The 17,918-nt window shown below is 61.6% G+C and carries 16 protein-coding genes; all 16 read left to right on the top strand.

What is annotated here, in order from left to right; all coding sequences use genetic code 11:
• Positions 1 to 25: 25 nt before the first annotated feature.
• The 16 genes from ACJD00_RS10445 to ACJD00_RS10370 all read left to right on the top strand — a co-directional run bounded on the left by ACJD00_RS10445 (position 26) and on the right by ACJD00_RS10370 (position 17,854).
• Entirely contained in the window at positions 26 to 1,807 is a 1,782-nt protein-coding gene (locus tag ACJD00_RS10445; protein ID WP_418906954.1) for a peptidoglycan D,D-transpeptidase FtsI family protein, read from the top strand.
• Positions 1,801 to 3,402 carry a UDP-N-acetylmuramoyl-L-alanyl-D-glutamate--2,6-diaminopimelate ligase gene (locus tag ACJD00_RS10440; protein ID WP_418906953.1) on the top strand — a complete coding sequence of 534 codons (1,602 nt, stop codon included), beginning with the start codon at positions 1,801 to 1,803 and terminating at the stop codon, positions 3,400 to 3,402. The genes ACJD00_RS10445 and ACJD00_RS10440 overlap by 7 nt, the downstream gene beginning before the upstream one ends.
• Positions 3,403 to 3,443: 41 nt before the next feature.
• Positions 3,444 to 4,898 carry a UDP-N-acetylmuramoyl-tripeptide--D-alanyl-D-alanine ligase gene (locus ACJD00_RS10435; RefSeq protein WP_418906952.1) on the top strand — a complete coding sequence of 485 codons (1,455 nt, stop codon included), beginning with the start codon at positions 3,444 to 3,446 and terminating at the stop codon, positions 4,896 to 4,898.
• Between the two features lie 2 nt (positions 4,899 to 4,900).
• Complete coding sequence (gene mraY, locus ACJD00_RS10430; protein ID WP_418906951.1) at positions 4,901 to 6,004, top strand: phospho-N-acetylmuramoyl-pentapeptide-transferase; 1,104 nt, start codon at positions 4,901 to 4,903, stop codon at positions 6,002 to 6,004.
• Positions 5,986 to 7,518 carry a UDP-N-acetylmuramoyl-L-alanine--D-glutamate ligase gene (gene murD / locus ACJD00_RS10425; RefSeq protein ID WP_418906950.1) on the top strand — a complete coding sequence of 511 codons (1,533 nt, stop codon included), beginning with the start codon at positions 5,986 to 5,988 and terminating at the stop codon, positions 7,516 to 7,518. Before mraY ends, murD begins: the two co-directional genes overlap by 19 nt.
• On the top strand, positions 7,493 to 8,803 hold the full coding sequence (gene ftsW / locus ACJD00_RS10420) for a putative lipid II flippase FtsW (protein ID WP_418906949.1): 1,311 nt from the start codon (positions 7,493 to 7,495) through the stop codon (positions 8,801 to 8,803). The genes murD and ftsW overlap by 26 nt, the downstream gene beginning before the upstream one ends.
• Entirely contained in the window at positions 8,800 to 9,924 is a 1,125-nt protein-coding gene (murG, locus tag ACJD00_RS10415; RefSeq protein ID WP_418906948.1) for an undecaprenyldiphospho-muramoylpentapeptide beta-N-acetylglucosaminyltransferase, read from the top strand. The genes ftsW and murG overlap by 4 nt, the downstream gene beginning before the upstream one ends.
• Before the next feature lie 4 nt (positions 9,925 to 9,928).
• Positions 9,929 to 11,326 carry a UDP-N-acetylmuramate--L-alanine ligase gene (gene murC / locus ACJD00_RS10410; protein ID WP_418906947.1) on the top strand — a complete coding sequence of 466 codons (1,398 nt, stop codon included), beginning with the start codon at positions 9,929 to 9,931 and terminating at the stop codon, positions 11,324 to 11,326.
• 15 nt (positions 11,327 to 11,341) lie between these two features.
• Positions 11,342 to 12,076: a cell division protein FtsQ/DivIB gene (locus ACJD00_RS10405; RefSeq protein WP_418906946.1), complete on the top strand. Its 735-nt coding sequence runs from the start codon at positions 11,342 to 11,344 to the stop codon at positions 12,074 to 12,076.
• A 228-nt stretch (positions 12,077 to 12,304) separates the two neighbouring features.
• Positions 12,305 to 13,498 carry a cell division protein FtsZ gene (ftsZ, locus tag ACJD00_RS10400; protein ID WP_309406557.1) on the top strand — a complete coding sequence of 398 codons (1,194 nt, stop codon included), beginning with the start codon at positions 12,305 to 12,307 and terminating at the stop codon, positions 13,496 to 13,498.
• A gap of 18 nt (positions 13,499 to 13,516) precedes the next feature.
• On the top strand, positions 13,517 to 14,233 hold the full coding sequence (locus tag ACJD00_RS10395) for a polyphenol oxidase family protein (protein WP_418906945.1): 717 nt from the start codon (positions 13,517 to 13,519) through the stop codon (positions 14,231 to 14,233).
• Between the two features lie 137 nt (positions 14,234 to 14,370).
• A complete protein-coding gene (locus ACJD00_RS10390; protein ID WP_309406561.1) occupies positions 14,371 to 14,931 on the top strand; it encodes a cell division protein SepF in 561 nt (186 codons plus the stop codon).
• 27 nt (positions 14,932 to 14,958) lie between these two features.
• Positions 14,959 to 15,255, top strand: a complete 297-nt coding sequence (locus tag ACJD00_RS10385) for a YggT family protein (protein ID WP_309406562.1) — start codon at positions 14,959 to 14,961, stop codon at positions 15,253 to 15,255.
• A gap of 225 nt (positions 15,256 to 15,480) precedes the next feature.
• A complete protein-coding gene (locus ACJD00_RS10380) occupies positions 15,481 to 16,221 on the top strand; it encodes a DivIVA domain-containing protein (RefSeq protein WP_418906944.1) in 741 nt (246 codons plus the stop codon).
• A 101-nt stretch (positions 16,222 to 16,322) separates the two neighbouring features.
• Positions 16,323 to 16,907, top strand: a complete 585-nt coding sequence (lspA, locus tag ACJD00_RS10375; RefSeq protein WP_418906943.1) for a signal peptidase II — start codon at positions 16,323 to 16,325, stop codon at positions 16,905 to 16,907.
• Entirely contained in the window at positions 16,904 to 17,854 is a 951-nt protein-coding gene (locus tag ACJD00_RS10370; protein WP_418906942.1) for an RluA family pseudouridine synthase, read from the top strand. The genes lspA and ACJD00_RS10370 overlap by 4 nt, the downstream gene beginning before the upstream one ends.
• The last annotated feature ends 64 nt before the right edge of the window (positions 17,855 to 17,918 follow it).

Genomic DNA, 17,918 nt, shown 5'->3' with positions numbered 1-17,918 from the left:
CGCATCGACCACCGCCAAGAAACGTATGAGGGTTGTCCTCATCCTCTCGCTGGCGGCACTTTTGGCTATTGCCGGCCGTCTCTTCTGGATTCAAGGCATTAATGCCGCGACTGTCGCTGAAAAAGCACAGCAGGTGCGCCAACGTGAAGAGGTCATAACCCCCACCCGTGGGTCTATTCTGGATCGAAATGGCACCACCCTGGCGGTGAGCGTTGACCGCTACGATCTGGTCATTGACCAGCGCGCACAGGAAGATGCGGTCACCCGTAAGAAGCGCGACGGTTCGAATGGGCGCGAGAAGGTTAGCTGGGATCAGGCGATCAAAGAACTCGCCGAACTGTTGAACCAGGATCCAGAAGACCTGAAGAAGCTGGTGCGTCCGCAGGGCGATGCCAAACCTAAGGGGTATGTCATTCTGGCCAAGGGTGTGACCCCGGAGGTCAAAAATGAGGTCATGGAGGTCGGCATTCCCCGGTTGAATGCCCTTCTGCGTAGCGAACGCCAATACCCGCAGGGCGTCATTGCCGGACCATTGCTCGGTTTTGTGCGCAATTCGGAGGATCAGACCTCGCTGGTCGGCGCCGAAGGTCTGGAACTCAGCCAGGAAGAGCACCTGCGCGGTACCGACGGTCGCCGCAAGTATGAGGTCGGCGCCGATGGTGTGCGCATCCCAATTACCGATATTGAGGAGACTCCTGCGGTCAACGGGCAGGATGTTCAGCTGACGATTGACTCCGACATCAACTACATCGCCCAGCGCGAAGCGGAGAAGAAACAGAAGCAGTTTAGTGCCGAGTGGGTTTCGGTGGTGGTTATGGAGGTCAAGACCGGCAAGGTCTTGGCCATCGGTGACTCCGCGCAGCTGGACCCGAATGACCCGGGGGCTACCAAGCCCGAGTTCCGCCGCTCGACCTCGATTACGCGAGCCTTTGAACCAGGCTCGACCGGTAAGGCGCCGATTTTTGCCGCGGCCATCGATGCCGGCGTAGTGTCACCGCTGGACGAGATGCGTGTACCGCACCAAAAAACCTTCACCAAGGAAACGATCCACGACTCCTTGCCGCACTCGACCTACGATATGACCGTGGCCGGCATCTTCGCCCGTTCCTACAACACCGGCACCGTGATGGTGGGTAATAAGCTCAGCAAACAGCAGCGCTACGACTACATGCGTGCATTCGGGTTGGGCGAATCGATCCAAATGGGTCTGAACGGTGCTAGCGCGGGGCAGCTTGCCGCGCCGGATACCTGGGACCGTCGTCAGCAGTACACCACCATGTTCGGTCAGGGCTATTCGCAGACCGTGCTGCATACCGCTTCGATCTTCCAAGCGCTGGCCAATGGTGGGGTGCGGATCGCCCCGAGCCTGATCGATCACTATGTGGATGCCGATGGCAACGCCATCGAACGTGAGAAGCCAGAGCAGCGCCGGGTGGTTAAGAAGAAGACCGCCGACGAGATGCTCAAGCTCATGGAGTCCGTCGTGGACTCCGGCACTGGCGGTAAAATGAGGATTCCGGGTTACCGCGTCGGCGGCAAAACCGGTACCGGACAGGCGGCCGGTCCCAGCGGTGGATACGACGGTTACACCTACTCCTTTGCTGGCGTCGCCCCATTGGAAGACCCGCAGTTTGTTGTGGTGGCCACGATGTACCGCCCACAGGGTAGCTGGAAAGAATTCTCGGTGGCCGACACGTTCACCGAAGTTATGGAGCACACATTGAACACATTCGATGTGCCGCCGAGCTCAACGAAGTCGGAGGCCTACAAGGTCTTCGTCGGTAAGGATCAGAAGAAGCCTTGGTAGAAAAGGACCTGCGCTCGCCCCGCGAGCTCGAACAGCTCATGCGACCGGCGGCGACGCCCGGTATTACCTTTGCCGAGCTTTGCAGCAGACTGGAGGTCGGCTCACGCTCCGAGAACCAGAACGCATCGGTGCAACTAAGCGGTGTGAGCATGAATCCGCAACTGGTTCTGCCCGGCGATCTGTTTCTGGCCATCGCCGGGGCGAACCGACACGGCGCAGAGTTCGCCGCTACCGCTCTGGAGCACGGTGCCGTCGCGATCCTTACCGACCAGGCAGGCTATGACATCCTCGGGCCCGCCGTCGAGGTACCGGTGGCCATCACCGAGAATGTACGGGCGCTGGCCGGCCCCGCGGCCCGGATGATCTACGGCACCACGGATGGGGCGCCAGAGCTTTTCGGCGTCACCGGAACGAACGGCAAAACCACCACCACCTTCATGATCCAGTCCTTGCTGGAGGCGCTCTCGCGGCCCTGTGGCATCGTGGGGACCATCGAAATCTCGGCGCGCGGGCAGATCATCCCGTCGGTGCTGACTACTCCTGAGGCTACGCAACTGCATGCGATCGTCGCCAATATGGAGCAACAGGGCGTCGGGCATATCGCCATGGAGGTTTCGAGCCACTCGCTGTCCTATGGTCGTGTCGACGGGCTGCGCTTCGCCGTGGCCGGCTACACGAACCTGACGCAGGATCATTTGGATCTCCACGGCTCGATGGAGGAGTACTTCGCCACGAAGGCGGCCCTGTTTACCGCCCAGCGCGCCCAGCGCGCCGTGGTGATGGTGGACGATGAGTATGGGCAACGTCTTGCCGAGAACGCCGAAATTCCGACGTTGTCGTTGAGCCTGGATGCGCACCACCCGACGGCCCAGTGGCGCGTGCAGGATGTCACCGTCGAGAAGCTCGGGCACCGCTTCGTGCTGCGCAACCGGCAGGGCGCCGAACTGCGCGCCCACACGGCATTGCCTGCTATGTTTAATGTGGCCAACGCGGCCCTCGCGGTGCTGATGGTGCATGCCTCGGGCGTCGCGCTCGAGGACCTGCAGGCAGCCTTGGACGCCCACGACCCGCTCTCCGTGGCCGTGCCGGGACGGATGCAGGTCATCGGTCATGAACCGGTGGCCGTCGTGGACTTTGCGCACAACTCCGATGCCTTGGTGAAGGCCCTGGAGTCCATGCGGCCGGGCCCCGGTGGGCGTCGAATCGTGGTCTTTGGGGCGACCGGTGAGCGCGATAAGACCAAACGACCCGATATGGGGCGGGTGGCGGCCGAGCATGCCGACATTGTGATTGTCACCGACGACGATCCGCACGGGGAAGACCCCGCGCCGATTCGTGAGCAAGTGGCCGCCGGTGCCCGGCAGGCCATTGCCGTCTCCGGTCGTGCCGTCCAGCTGCTCAACGTCGCACCTCGCGCGGCGGCCATCGATAAGGCCGTGGAATTGGCCGGTGTGTCCGACGCGATTTTGATTGCCGGGCGCGGACATGAAGTTAGTCAGGAAGTCGCCGGCGTCGATCTGGAACTTGATGATCGCACCGAGCTGTCCGCGGCATTGACACGCCGCGGTTTTGTGACCGTCGCGACCCATGCCTAACCCCGGGTTCCGTGCCCGTCGAGTGTAAAGTCCTAAGTGCCATGATTGAACTGTCTTTAAACGAGCTGATCGCGATCACCGGAGGCCGGGCCACCCGTTCCGCCGACGGTGACATCGCTGTTTCCGCCGTCACCACCGATTCGCGCGAAGTAGTACCCGGCGGCCTTTTTGTGGCCAAGCCCGGTGAGTTCTCCGACGGGCACGCCTTCATCGATCAGGCGTTGAACGCCGGAGCCGTGCTAGCCCTTGCGGAGCGCGAAACCTACGACGACTCGCGGGCCGTTCACCCGGCGATCATCGTCCCCGACGCGGTGGAAGCCATGGGTCAGATCGCCGCGCATATCGTGCGGCACCTCAAGGCCACCAATGACGCGACGGTCATTGGCATTACTGGTTCGGCTGGCAAAACCACGACCAAGGACTTGCTCGCGGGCATCCTCAGCGCCGAGGCGCCGACCGTCTCGCCGATCGGCTCCTATAACGGCGAGGTCGGAGTGCCGCTGACGGTCTTCCAGGCCACCGCGGACACCAAGTACCTGGTGATTGAAATGGGCGCCACCGGTATCGGGCACCTGAACTACCTATGCGATATGGTCCATCCGCAGATCGGCGTGGTGCTCTGCGTGGGTACGGCTCACGCCGGCGAATTCGGGGGCGTCGACAATATCGAGCGCGCCAAGGGGGAGCTGGTGGAGTCCCTCGAGGCTACGGGCACCGCCCTGCTGAATGCCGATGATCCACGCGTGGCCCGGATGGCCTCGCGCGCCACGGCCCAGGTACGGTACTTCGGGCAGGAACCGGCCGATCCGGAGGCGCAGCCCGGAGCCGTCTGGGCCCGCGAGGTTCAGGTCAACAGCGCCGGCCAACCGGAACTGACACTGGTTTTTGCCGACGGCAGCACGCACAGGATTACCAGCGGCCTACTGGGTCGGCACCACGTAAGCAACATTCTGGCCGCCGCCTCGGCCGCCCAAGCCGTCGGGGTCGAGCCGGCCCGGATCGCCGCGGCCCTGCATGGGCGGGGCGCCGGTAGCCGCTGGCGCATGGAACGCATTGAGCGTTCCGATGGCGTGAGCATCATTAACGATGCGTATAACGCCAACCCGGATTCGATGCGCGCGGCCCTGGTCACGCTGGCCGAACTGGGCCGTGGGGACGGCACGCAACCGGCCCGACGGACCTGGGCGGTGCTCGGGGAGATGCGCGAACTCGGCGAAGACTCCGTGCACGAACACGATCTACTCGGGCGTATGGCGGTACGGCTGAATATCGCTAAGCTCGTTATCATCGGTTCCGGAGCGAAGGCCGCATATAACTCGGCCGTGCTCGAGGGCAGCTGGGGCGACGAAGCGCATTATGTGGAGACGCTCGAGGAAGCGCGGACGCTGCTCGACGAGCAGCTACGCGCCGGCGACATAGTTTTGTTCAAGTCCTCCAACGGGGCGGGACTTCGATTTCTAGGCGACGAGGTCGCGGCAGCTGTGAGGGAAGGTTAGACATGATCGCATTGATACTGGGGGCGGGGATCGCCCTCGTGCTGACCATGCTGACGATGCCGTTTTATATTCGGCTGCTGACCAAGAAGCAGTACGGTCAGGTGGTACGCGATGACGGCCCGAATTCACACTCCGTGAAGTCCGGAACGCCCACCATGGGCGGTGTGGTCATCGTGCTTTCGGTGATCGTTAGCTACTTCGCCACGCACGGGATCCTGACCCTCATGGGGCGCACCAGCACCGGCATTACCGCCAGTGGTCTATTGGTCTTGCTGCTCTTCGCCGGCATGGGTCTGGTCGGCTTCCTCGATGACTTCATCAAGATCGCCATGAAGCGTTCCCTGGGTTTGCGGGCCTGGCAGAAGATCGTGCTGCAGGCCGTGGTGGGCATCAGCTTCGGTGTCCTGGCCCTGCAATTTCCCAATCAGGACGGGTTGACCCCGGCCTCCACGGCCATCTCGGTGCTCCGCGATACCAACATTGATCTGGCCTTCGCCGGACCGCTGATCGGGTTGCTGCTCTTTGTGATCTGGTCGAATTTCATTGTCACCGCGGCCACCAACGGTGTGAACCTCACCGACGGGCTGGACGGGTTGGCCGCCGGCGCCTCAATTATGGTCTTTGGCGCGTACACGCTAATCGGCATTTGGCAGCAGAACCAAGCCTGCGGCACGGCCAACGCTCTCGAGGTGTGCTACACCGTGCGTGACCCGCAGGATCTGGCCCTGCTCAGCGCCACGATCTCCGGCGCCCTCGTGGCCTTCCTCTGGTGGAACGCTAAGCCCGCCAAGATTTTCATGGGCGACACCGGGTCACTGGCCATCGGCGGTGCCGTGGCAGCCATGGCGATTCTGTCGCGCACCGAACTGCTGCTCGTGGTGATCGCGGGTCTGTTCGTCATCATTTCGGCCTCGGTGATCATCCAGGTTGGTTACTTCAAACTCTCCGGCGGCAAGCGCGTCTTCCGTATGGCGCCGTTGCAGCACCACTTCGAACTCGCCGGGTGGAGCGAAGAGAACGTCGTGGTTCGCTTCTGGATATTGGCCGGCCTCTTTGTCGCCGCCGGTCTCGGTATTTTCTATTCTGAATGGGTTGTCGCACTGTGAGTGAAAAGTTGTCGGAGCTAACGAGCTGGGACTCTGACTGGGCTGGGCTACGCGTCGTCGTGGCCGGTCTGGGCCTCAGCGGATTCTCGGCCGCCGATACCCTCATCGAGCTGGGTGCGGTCGTCACCGTCATTGACGGCCGGGACGACGAATTGAACCAGCAGCGTGCCAGCACCCTGAAGATCGTCGGTGCCCACGAGGTGCTACTGGGCGAGCAGCACGTCGAACGTCTGCCCCTGGTCGATGGCCAACAGCCCGAACTCTTGCTGGTGTCCCCGGGGTGGAACCCGCGTCAACCGGTGCTCGTCGAGGCGCAAGCGGCCGGCATTGAGCTGTGGTCCGATGTCGAATTGGCCTGGCGAGTGCAGCACCGTGAAGGGCGTACCGCACCGCAGTGGCTGGCCATCACCGGCACCAACGGAAAAACCACCACGGTGGGAATGACCGAGTCGATCCTGCAGGCGGCCGGTCTGAAGGCCATTGCCGTTGGCAACGTCGGAACCCCAATTCTCGATGCGGTCCGCGACCCGGTGGACTATGAGGTGTTCGCCGTGGAGCTCTCGAGCTTCCAGCTGCACTACACGCACAGCATTTCCCCCTTGGCCTCCGTGGTGTTGAACTTGGCCGAGGACCACGTGGACTGGCACGGTGACTTCGCGGGGTACCGCGCCGATAAGGCCAAGATCTACGAGCGCACGCAGAAGGCTGCGATCTTCAACGCCCAGGCCCCCGAGACCATCACCATGGTTGAAAACGCCGACGTGGTCGAGGGGTGCCGCGCCATTGGGTTCACCACCGACTCGCCGGCCGTGTCCATGGTCGGGGTGGTCGAGAACCTGCTGGTGGACCGCGCGTTCATCGCCGAGCGACGCAGCCAGGCGCTGGAGCTCGTGGCACTGAAGGAAATCGGCGAGATCGTTCCACGGCATACCGCGGCGAATGCTGCGGCCGCCGCGGCCTTGACCCGCGCCTACGGGGTCTCTGCGGAAGCGGTGGCCGACGGGTTGCGCGGTTTCGACGCAGGCGATCACCGAATCCAGGCCGTGGCCCGACGCGACGATATCCTCTGGGTCAACGACTCGAAGGCCACCAACCCGCATGCAGCGAACGCCTCTTTGGCCGCGTTCAGCAAGGTGGTCTGGATCGCCGGTGGCCTGTCCAAGGGCGTGGACTATGACGAGCTGGTGGCCGAGCACGCCCACCGACTGCGCAGCGTCTTGCTCATCGGCACCGACAACGACTCGCTGCGTGAGGCCTTGGCCCGGCACGCCGCCGATGTTCCGGTGCACGATGTCACCGCCCAGGTAAGCGACTCGGGTTCAACGGTCAGCGGGCCACAGGTGATGACGCGTGCGGTGCGCGCCGCGGCGGGTATCGCCGAAGCCGGCGACACGGTACTCATGGCACCCGCAGCCGCCTCCATGGATCAATTCAGCTCCTATGCACAGCGTGGCAACGCCTTCATCAGCGCGGTCAGTGATCTGATGGATGAAAGCGCTGGAAACGGCAACTAAGCACAACGAACGAGGACGGGAGGCACCGGTGGCACGTCGGCCTAAGCCCAAGGGTGAGACTACCCACCGCCGCTCATGGCCGGGCCGTCTGATCGATACCATCGAAGCGGGCAGTGCCCGAACGGTGGCGTTGGATTACACGCTGATTTTGGTGTGCTCGATTCTTCTCGCCTGTTTCGGTGTGCTGATGGTGCAGTCCTCAGCCTCGGTGGAAGCCATCGCCAAGGGACAGGACGGCTTTACCGTCGCACTGTCGCAGGCGATCTTCGCCGGGGTGGGCATCGTGCTGATGCTCATCATGCAGTTCATCTCCCCACAGACACTGAAAAAGTTTGCGTGGGCTGCTGCCTTACTGGCCATCCTCCTGCTTTTCCTGGTGGCCTTCACGCCGCTGGGTCACGAGGTGCTGGGTAATAAGAACTGGATCTCCATAGGTAGCGTTCGTCTGCAGCCCAGCGAATTCGCGAAATTATCCCTAGCAGTTTTCGCCGCCTTCATGTTTGAAAAGAAGCAGAATCTGCTCGGGGACGTGAAGCATCTGCTGGTACCCGTGCTGGCACCGGTCGGTGGCGCGATTGTGGTGCTCGTGCTGCTTGGCCACGACGTGGGTACCGTGCTGATCCTCGTGATGGTGTTGGCCACGGCGTTGTTTCTTGCGGGCATGCGCTTCAAGTGGTTGTTGATCTCCGTTGCCATCGGTTTCATCGGCTTCGCCGGAGCGGTGCTGATGTCTGGCAACCGCCGGACCCGTATCAAGGCGTGGCTTGGTATTGACTGCGGTTCGAATGGTGATGCCTGTCTTCAGTCGTCTATGGGTCTGCACGCCTTCGCCTCCGGCGGCTGGTTCGGGGTAGGGCCTGGCCAGTCGCGTATGAAATGGTCCTATGTGCCCGAGGCGCAAAACGACTTCATCTTCTCCATTCTGGGTGAAGAGTTCGGGTTTTTGGGTGTGCTGGCGGTGCTGGTGCTCTTCGCATTGATCGCCCTGGCGATGTACCGCATCGCCATGCGCGCAACGGATCTTTACACGCGGGTTCTAATGGGTTGCCTGATCTCTTGGATCATTGGGCAAACCTTCGTGAACCTCGGCACCGTCAGTGGTCTGCTACCGGTGATTGGTGTGCCGCTGCCCTTTATCTCCTCGGGTGGCTCGGCGATGCTCGCCGTGATGATGGCCATGGGTTTTGCGCTCTCCAGCGCGCGCGATCAAAAACGAGAACTGCTGGCTCAGGCCGTGACGGCCAGCTCAGCGCAGACGAAAAAGCAAGGAATAGACGAAGCATGAGCGAACCGATCCGACTGGTGGTTGCCGGTGGCGGAACCGCCGGACATATTTCTCCCATGTTGGCCATTGCGGACGCCGTGAAGGCGGAAAACCCCGAGGCGCAAATCACCGCACTCGGTTCGCCAGAGGGGCTGGAAACCCGGTTGGTCCCGGAGGCCGGGTACCGCTTGGAACTGATTCCCAAGGCACCCTTGCCGCGAAGCCTCAACGCGGACCTGCTCAAGTTCCCCGTGCGCTTCGTCAAAGCCGTGCGACGGGCGAAGGCGGTTCTGCGCGAAACCCGGGCGGAGGCCCTGCTGGGCGTCGGGGGGTATGTGTGCACCCCGGCCTATCTGGCCGCCCGAAGCCTGGGGGTTCCGATCATCGTGCATGAAGCCAACTCGATTGCCGGCATGGCGAACAAGGTGGGCGCCAAAAACGCCGCGGTGGTACGAACGACCTTCTCCAACACCGGGCTACCCGGCGAACAGGTTGTGGGCATGCCCATGCGCTCGAATGTGGCTCAGATGGATGCCGACGCATTGCGCGATGAGGCCCGCGACTTCTTCAACGTGCCACGAAGCGGCGCACCGGTGCTCGTCATTAGCGGCGGCTCCTCGGGGGCGGCCAGTGTGAATACGGCCGTTGCTCGGGCCCTGCCGGCACTGCTCGAGGCCGGAATTCAGGTGGTGCACGTGACCGGGCGAGACAAGGCCGTGCGTGACGAACGCGGTGAACTCCTTTCCGCACCCGGGTACACCCAACTGGAGTACCTAGACCGCATGGACTACGGCTATGCCGCGGCCGACTTGATGATCTGTCGCTCCGGTGCGGGCACCGTGTGCGAATTGGCGGTCGCCGGGCGTCCCTCGATTTTGGTGCCGCTGCCGATCGGCAACGGCGAGCAGCGACTCAACGCGCGCGACCTTGTGGCCGCCGGCGGAGCACTGCTGGTCGACGATGCGAAGTTCACTGCCGGCTACATTGCGCAGACGGTCATACCGTTGCTCAACGATGCCTCTACACTGAAGCAAATGGCCGTCGCCGCGGCCAGCCAAGGACACCGTGACGCCGCCGAGCAAATGGCGCGGCTGATCATTGACGAAGTTGCCGGGCGCCGCGCCGCGCTCAAGGAAGGCTAGAACTATGGGTGCACCAGCACACCTGACGGAATTGGGCCGGGTCCACCTCATGGGTGTGGGCGGGGTCGGAGTCTCCGCCGTTGCGCGATTGCTATTGGATGCCGGAGTGCCGGTTTCCGGCAGCGACGCGAAGGACCTGCCGGTGATGCACGACTTGCGTAACCGCGGCGCGCGCATCCATGTGGGCTACGATCCGGCAAACCTGCAGGACGCCGACACGGTGATTGCCTCCTCCATCATCAAACCGGGCAATGCCGAATACGATCTGGCCCTCGATAAGGGACTGCGCATTTTGCACCGCTCCGAAGGTTTGGCCGCCACCATGCGTGGACACCAGTGCGTGGTGACTATCGCCGGTACCCACGGTAAAACGACGACGACCTCGTTGACGGCCCACATGTTGAAGGCCGCTGGCTTGGCGCCGAGCTACGCGGTGGGGGCGAATATCCCGTCCTTGGGCACTAATGCCGAACTGGGTGACGGCAAGATCTTCGTGGCCGAAGCCGACGAGTCCGACGCCTCCTTCTTGAACTACCGTCCCGACGTGGTGGTGGTGACCAACGTCGAGGCCGACCATCTGGATCACTACGGCAGCGCCGACGCCGTGCACCGCGCCTTCGAAGAGTTCGCCGGACTGCTGCCCGATGGTGGATTGCTGATCTGCTGCGCCGATGACCCCGGTGCTCATGCGCTGGCGAACACCATGCGAGTACGGCGACCGGGACTGCGGGTGCAGACCTATGGTTTTGCCCCGAACGCCGATCGCCGACTGAGCGATGCGCGCCCGCTGGCCGATGGCCGGTTCGCCGCGACGATCGAATGGGGCAGCGGACAGAGCCACGAGCTGGTTCTGAACGTGCCAGGGCAGCACAATCTGCTCAATGCGGCCGCCGCATTAGCCGTGGGACTGGACGCCGGTCTGGAAGCCGACGAGGCGTTGCGCGCACTAGCGAGCTTCTCCGGGGCGGCTCGACGCTTTGAATTCAAGGGCGAAGCGGCAGGCGTGCGCGTGTATGACGACTACGCACACCATCCCACGGAGGTCACCGCCGCACTGCGCGCCGGTCGTGCCGTGGCCGAAGATGGACGGCTACACGTGGTGTTCCAGCCGCACCTGTTCTCCCGCACCGCCGAGTTCTATGCGGAGTTTGCCGAGGCGTTATCGCTGGCGGACTCCGTCAATCTGCTCGAGATCTATCCGGCGCGTGAAGAACCGATCGCCGGCATTACCAGCGAACTGGTGGCCGAGCGAGTTCAGGTACCGGCACGCGTGCTGACACCCGAACAGGCGGTTCAGGCCGTGGTCGCCGATGCGGTCGCCGGAGATCTCATCATGACCGTGGGTGCCGGGGACGTCACGGCGCTTGGAGACCAAATCGTTCGAGCCCTCGAAGCACGCTAGGGGAGCGGTGCGCTGATGTCAGAAAATTCGAAAGTTCTACCGCTACCGGTCACCGACCAGGCGCGGCGCCGCAAGCTACTGTTCATCATTATCGGCGCGATCGTGGCGCTGAGTGTTGCAGCAGTGCTCGTGTTGAGCTTTTCGCCATTGCTGGCGGCGCGAAATATTTCTGTGACGGGCACGAAGCTGGTGAGCGAAAAGCAACTCACCGAGAAGCTCCAAACCCTCCAAGGCGTGCCGCTACCGCGCATCTCCGAAGGCAGGGTCAGCGACCTGATCGGTGACCAGCCGGCGATTAAGGAACTTGTGGTGCGCGCCCAGATGCCCGACACGCTCGTGGTTGAGGTCGTCGAACAGGTACCCGTAGCCATCCTGGTGGAGGGCAAGACCCGGTATCTGGTCTCCTCCGAGGGCGATAAACTCAAGAAACTCGGGAAGAAAGACAAGACCAAACTACCCACGGTGAAATTGAGCGACGAGGCCAAGAGCCCGGAGTCTTTCGCTCTGCTGACCGAGGTATTGGCTACGGTAGATGAGAAGGTGCTTGCCCAGTCGAGTGCCGCGACCGTGACCAAGGCAGGTTTCGTCGAGCTCCAACTACCGAAGAAGCGCGTCCTCGTCTGGGGTGATGGAAGTGATGCCGCTTTGAAGAATAAGGTTGCGGCGATCTTCCTGAAGGACCTGAAGGAAAACAACGACGCGCCGAAGTCAATTGATATTTCCAACCCTGAAAGCCCAGTCACGTACTAGCTTGAACGAAAGTTTCTCAACTCGTGGTGTGTGGTGAACCAAGGCGCATCGAACATCTGGAAAGATAGTAGGGGATAGACGACACGCCAAGGCGGTCGTTGCAGAAAGACACCATGGCTCATAGCGTTCAACTAGCGGAAGCATGAGGAACTAACACCTTATGGCTCAGGGTGAAGGTTCGAAACGCAAGTCGTGAATACGTAGCACAACTAACAAGGGAAGCGGGACGTGGCAGCTCCACAGAATTACCTCGCGGTCATTAAAGTCGTAGGCATCGGCGGTGGCGGTGTCAACGCCGTAAACCGCATGATCGAAGTCGGCCTCAAGGGCGTTGAATTCATCGCCATTAATACGGATGCCCAGGCGCTGCTGATGAGCGACGCAGACGTGAAGCTCGACGTGGGACGCGAACTTACTCGCGGCCTCGGCGCCGGCGCCAACCCCGATGTGGGACGCCAGGCAGCCGAAGACCACGTGGAGGAGATTGAAGACGTCCTGCGCGGCGCCGACATGGTCTTCGTCACCGCCGGTGAAGGTGGTGGCACCGGTACCGGTGGTGCGCCAGTTGTCGCCCGCGTGGCACGCTCGCTCGGCGCGCTGACCATTGGTGTGGTCACTCGTCCATTTACCTTCGAAGGTCGCCGCCGTGCGAACTCCGCCGAGTCGGGCATTGAAGCCCTGCGCGACGAAGTCGACACGCTGATCGTGATCCCGAACGACCGTCTGCTCTCCATCTCGGACCGCAACGTCTCGGTACTGGATGCCTTCCGTCAGGCCGACCAGGTCCTGCTTTCCGGTGTGCAGGGCATCACCGACCTGATCACCACCTCGGGTCTGATCAACCTCGACTTCGCCGACGTCAAGTCTGTGATGCAGGGTGCTGGCTCCGCCCTCATGGGTATCGGTTCGGCACGGGGTGAAGATCGCGCCGTCAAGGCCGCCGAATTGGCAATAGCTTCTCCGCTGCTGGAGGCCTCGATCGACGGCGCCCACGGTGTGCTGCTCTCGATTCAGGGTGGCTCGGACTTGGGCCTGTTCGAAATCAACGAAGCGGCACGTCTGGTGCAGGAAGTCGCCCACCCCGAAGCCAACATCATCTTCGGCGCCGTGATCGACGATGCACTGGGTGATGAGGCTCGCGTGACCGTCATCGCCGCCGGCTTCGACGAGCCGGATGTGACCAGCAAGCCAGCCGTTCAGCCAGCTGCGCGCCCGGTCGCCGCACGCCCGGCCGAAACCGAGCAGGCGCCGGTTGCTGAGAGCAAGCCGGAACCGACCGCTACGCCGGTCTCCAGCGCTCCGGTGGAGTCGAAGCCGGTTGCCGCCGAGCAGAACTCCTCCTTCCAGGACCTGCCCGACGTGGTTGACTCTGACCTCAAGGGTTCGAGCGACGACCTGGACGTCCCGGAGTTCTTGAAGTAACTAAGGGCGTTATATCCCGTGCTACGTTTCACGTCGGACCTCGATCCGTCCATCCAACTGGCATTCACCACGCAGGCAGAGGGTAACCTCGCACTGCACGTGAATGACGATCCCTCGCTTGTCGAGGCCAATCGGACCATGTTGGAGGAACGGATCGGGGTCTCTCGTTTTTCCTTGGCCTTCATGAATCAGGTCCACTCCGCCGATGTTGTTCAGGTGGAGCCGGGGCAGCGCACTAGTTGGAGCGACCCGGCGGCCCCAACCTGTGACGGTCTCCTCTCCTTCGGTGCTGCCACACCGCTGGCCGTCATGGTGGCAGATTGCCTGCCGGTGCTCTTCGTGGCTCGACATGCCGAAGGGCAGTTGGCAACTGCGGCGGTGCACGCTGGACGCCGCGGTCTGTTGGACGGAATTCTTGGTGTCACCGTTGAACGCTTGCATCAATGGGGTGCCGAAGAAATCGAGGCTGTGATCGGACCGGCTATCTGCGGCTCCTGCTATGAAGTGCCCGAGCACATGCAGCTCGAGTCCGAATCGCTCATGCCAGGAATCTCAAGTCAGACCCGTTGGGGCAGCGCCGGCCTGGATTTACCTGGAACGGCTCGGCGGTACCTTGAATCCTTGGATGTGAGCGTACGATCGCACCAGCCATGCACGCTTGAAGATGAACGTTTCTATTCCTACCGTCGAGACTCGGCGTGCGGACGGCTGGCCGGAGTTGTGTGGCGAAGATAAAGTCAGCGAATTCCCGGGCGACACGCCCGCGAAAGTCAGCGGATGAACGATGGCAAACGGCGCACGGTGCTGTAGCGTCGAAGTAGCGGAATCATGCAACTTGCGGTGGCATGCAAGGGATAACGAGGAGAAGAATCATGGCAGCTGACGGACTGCGTAAAGCAATGGTCTATCTCGGTCTGGCCGACGCCGTCGAGCAGGACGAGACTCCGGTCGAGAAGCCTGAGGCCAAGAGCCAGGTTCGAGTGGTGGAAGAACCCGAATACAGCAAACCTGCGGAAACTCCCCGCACCCCGGCGCCAGCTCCGGCCAAGGCCGCTGTTCCGCGTCCAGAAGTCAATGAACCGGACACCGAGTATCGGGCACCGGTTACCCCGATCAAGCGTGCCCCTTCAGTACGGGATGAGGATTCCGAATTGCGTCAGATTACAACCGTCCACCCGCGCTCTTACAATGATGCGAAGATTATTGGAGAGAACTTCCGTGACGGTATCCCGGTGATTATGAACGTTACCGACATGGGTGAGACCGACGCCAAGCGCCTGGTGGATTTCTCCGCCGGCCTCGTATTCGCGCTGCATGGCTCCATCGAGCGAGTCACGAACAAGGTCTTCCTGCTCTCACCGTCAACCGTCGAGGTGCTCGGCGAGGACCGCAAGCAGTCCGAGGCGCAGGCTACCTTCTTTAACCAGAGCTAGTAGCGGATCGCGACCGGTCAGAGTTTCATGATTTTCGGCACCCTCTATCTCGCACTCAGCATCCTGCAGATCCTGCTGCTGATGAGAATTGTCCTTGACGTGACGGAAAATTTCGCTCGTTCATGGCGACCAGCGGGAATAGCGTTGTTGACGGCCACCGTGATTGTGACAATTACGGATCCACCCCTACGCTGGCTACGGCGTTGGATTAAACCCGTCGATTTCGGCGGAATCCGTTTGGATTTGTCGTTCATCGTCCTGTTTATTGTGGTCATTATCGCGCACGCCATTGTTCGCAACTTAGGCATTCAAACTTCGCTGTAGTCCGTGAATCTCTCACTGACTAGTGTTGTCTTAGGACAAATGACCATGTAGATTCATGATTGAGAGAGCAGACAGCCCGTCTGATTTCGTCATCAGTGACCAAATCGTTATATCCTTTAAGAAATGGTGCTTCGGCTTCGCAGGCTGTGGCACTGTAGAACGGTAAGTGTTTCGCCAACCAAACTAATGGTCGAGCGGAAAAGACCCCAGTATTGAGGTGACCAAATGGCTTTGACGCCAGAAGACGTAGTCAATAAGCGGTTTCAGCCGACCAAGTTTCGCGAGGGCTACGATCAGGACGAGGTAGATGATTTCCTCGACGAGATCGTCGTCGAACTCCGTCGCCTGAACGCTGAGAACGACGAGCTCCGCAGCCGTCTAGCCGCCCTTGGTGAAGACGTGGCCGGTTCGAAGGAGCAGGCCGTGCCCGCTCCAGTGGCCGCCGCTCCGGGCAAGCCTGCCGAGGAGAAGAAGGCTGAAGCCCCGGCGAAGCCTGCCGAGGAGAAGAAGGCTGAAACTCCGGCGAAGCCTGCCGAGGAGAAGAAGGCCGAAGCTCCGGCGAAGCCTGCCGAAGCCAAGAAGGATGCAGCGCCCGCTGCGGCGCCGGCAGCACCTGCCGCGGCTGCCAAGCCTGCTACCGAAAACACTGCCGAGTCTGCAGCCAACGTGTTGGCCATGGCTCAGCGCCTGCACGACGAGTACGTCGCATCCGGTGTCGAGCAGCGCGATAAGATCATCTCCGAGGCGAAGACCGAGGCCAACAACCTGGTCACCTCCGCCGAAGAGAAGAGCAAGAAGACTTTGTCGGCCCTGGAGCAGCAGAAGGCCGTCCTTGAGCGCAAGCTCGATCAGCTGCGTAGCTTCGAGCGTGACTACCGTGCACGCCTGAAGACCTACATCGAAGGCCAGCTGCGTGAACTCGAGGCCTCGGCCCCGGTTGACGGCGGCGCGGCTAAGGCGAACTAGTCAAGGCTAGTTTGTTGGGCTGAAACAAACATCAGTAAAGTTAACGGTGGCTCCGGAATGATCCGGTGCCACCGTTGATTTTTTAACCAAGGACAACAAATATGACATCCGGTGTGAACCCGGCGACTCCCGCCACGGCAGGCCGCAAATTTCTCTGGCTCGGGCTAGCACTTGCTGCCCTGGCCTTCGTCGCGGACCAAGTCGTCAAGTTCAGCGTCGAAGCAAATATGACCCTAGGTCAAGCTATCGAGGTGATTCCCGGATTCTTCGACATCCACTACATTCTCAATTCCGGTGCAGCGTTCTCCTTCGGCGAGCAGTTCACCGTGGTCTTTACCCTCCTGCAGGCCGCCGTTGCGGTGTACTGCGGGTACCTGCTGATTCGCAAGGTCAGCACCCTAAGCTGGGGGATCGTCCTTGGGTGTCTGCTCGGGGGCGTGGCCGGGAACCTCTACGACCGTTTGTTCCGTGAACCGTCCTTCGGCATGGGGCATGTGGTGGACATGTTTTCGGTCCACGGCTTCGCGATTTTCAACGTGGCCGACTCGTTTATCGTTTGCTCCATGATCATGGTCGCACTGCTGCTGATCCGTGGTGTGAACTTCGACGGTACCCGGGAAAGCTCCGAGCCGAAGGGCGGAGAGCTCAGTGGCGATAAGCCCGTTGATGAGGACGACGAGAAGTGAGCGGTGGACCATACGAGGCAGCGACCCACGAACTAAGTGTTTCAGAGGTAGCCGCCGGGCAGCGCCTCGACGCCTTTATTTCGCACACCCTTGACCTGCCACGCGCTTTCGCAGCCGAGCTGTGCAAGACCGGAATGATTCGGCTCAATGGTAAGACGGTCGCCAAATCGGGAAAGCTCAAGACCGGCGATCAGATCGTCGTGAACATTCCGGAACGTGAAGACCCTCTGGCTGTGAAGGTGGAAAAAGTGGAGAACCTCAAGATCATCGCCGACGATCCGGACTATGTCGTGATCGACAAGCCCGTCGGCGTGGCCGCACATCCATCCCCGGGCTGGGTTGGTCCGACCGTCGTGGGGGCGCTTGCCGCTGAAGGTTACTCGATCTCCACCTCCGGTGCACCAGAACGACAGGGCATCGTGCACCGCCTGGACGTGGGCACCAGTGGTCTGATGGTCGTCGCCAAATCCGAACGCGCCTACAGCGTGCTGAAAAACGCGTTCAAGGAACGCACGCCGGAGAAGGTCTACCACGCCGTCGTCCAAGGGCTGCCCGATCCGCTACAGGGAACCATCGACGCCCCGATTGGCCGGCACCCGGGCCACGATTGGAAGTTTGGGGTGCTTGACGGGGGACGGGACTCGGTTACCCATTACAAGGTCATCGAGGCCTTCGGGAAAGCAAGCCTTGTCGAAGTGCATCTGGAAACCGGGCGCACCCACCAGATCCGCGTGCATTTTTCTGCCTTCGGTCATCCCTGCGTGGGCGACCAAACCTACGGGGCCAACCCCAAACTCGGAGCGGCGTTGGGCCTGACCCGCCAGTGGCTTCATGCGAAACGACTAGGATTCACCCACCCGGTCTCCGGTGATTGGATGAGCTACGAGAGCCAGTACCCGCATGATCTCGCCGGTGCCTTGGAGTTGCTACGCGAGGGAACGGTCTAGCACGAACCTCAACATGAGAGTTCTCACCTAGCTTCCACCGCTGGGCCCTAGGTGGCCTAGTAGA

The organism is Glutamicibacter endophyticus, from assembly GCF_048457885.1.
Taxonomy (GTDB): domain Bacteria; phylum Actinomycetota; class Actinomycetes; order Actinomycetales; family Micrococcaceae; genus Glutamicibacter; species Glutamicibacter endophyticus.
Note: the sequence above shows the minus strand (reverse complement) of the source record. Positions and strands in the feature narration are given on the sequence as shown.